Annotated in this window: 1 protein-coding gene; it reads left to right on the forward strand. The window is 62.6% G+C overall.

Going from position 1 to position 1,167, the window contains the following annotated elements:
• Positions 1-5: 5 nt before the first annotated feature.
• Positions 6-1,167, forward strand: a protein-coding gene (locus IE265_RS38035; RefSeq protein WP_190040372.1) for an IS3 family transposase whose coding sequence is annotated in 2 segments (ribosomal slippage) — positions 6-270 and positions 270-1,167 — 1,163 coding nt annotated over the 2 segments. Because the reading frame shifts where the segments join, the coding sequence is not laid out codon by codon here. This gene is flagged as partial in the annotation.

The following is a 1,167-nucleotide window of genomic DNA, read 5'->3' on the forward strand; positions in this document are numbered from 1 at the left end:
AAGAAGTGGCGCCACCCAGTAAATACTCGCCGGAGTTCCGCGAGGAAGCCGTCCAGATCGCGTTGAGGTCAAGCAAGACGATCTCCGAAGTCGCCCGGGAGCTTGAGCTGAACTCGGAGACGCTACGCGGCTGGGTGAAGAAGTACCAGAAGCAGCAGGAACCGGCCCCCGATGCGGAACTGACGGTGAACGAGCGGGCACGCCTGAGGGAACTCGAACGACGCAACCGCGAGCTGGAGATGGAAGTGACTTTCCTGAAAAAAGCCGCAGCGTACTTCGCGAAGGATCCCCGGTAGCAAGCAAGTACGAGTTCATCGACGAGATGCGGCTCGACACCGAGAAGTACGCATACAGCGTCGAGTTCATGTGCGGCCGACTCGGCGTCTCCAGATCCGGCTACTACGACTGGCGATCCCGCCCGGAATCCGCGACAGCCCATCGACGCGGAGAACTGAAATTGCTCATCGAGAAGGCCTTTGACATGTCCGACAGCACCTACGGGCACCGGCGCGTCCAGGCCCAGCTGCACCGCTGGGGCGTCGCCGCGGGCGTGGAGCTGGTCCGCCGCCTCATGCGCGAACTGGGCCTGGTTCCCTGCCTGCCACGGCCGAAGAGGTTCAACCTCACTCAGGCTGCGGCCGGCCAGGTGCCGGACCTCGTCGGCCGCGACTTCACCGCGGATGCGCCCGGCGAGAAGCTCGTCGGTGACATTACCTATATCGCGACCGGGGAAGGCTGGCTGTACCTCGCGACGGTTATTGACTGCTGCACGAAGGAAGTCATCGGTTACGCGATGGACGACCACTACCAGACTCCGCTGATATCCAGGGCGATCCGCAACGCGGCACGGAACAGGAACCTCTCGGCCGGCGCGATATTTCACTCGGATCGCGGAAGTAACTACATGTCAGCCGAGTTCGGGAGGGCGCTGGACCGCTTCGGGCTCCGCAGATCTGCCGGCCGCACCGGGATCTGTTTCGACAACGCCATGGCCGAATCATTCTTCGGTGCCCTGAAGAACGAGCGTGTATCAAGGGTGACTTACCTGACCCGAGAGGCCGCACGGCGGGACATCACTCGCTACATCGAATTCTGGTACAATCGCAAACGCCTCCACTCGGCGGTGGGTTACCGCCCTCCGCGCGAAGTCCACGCCGAGCACGAGAA

It is taken from the genome of Streptomyces fructofermentans (assembly GCF_014651055.1).
GTDB lineage: Bacteria > Actinomycetota > Actinomycetes > Streptomycetales > Streptomycetaceae > Streptomyces > Streptomyces fructofermentans.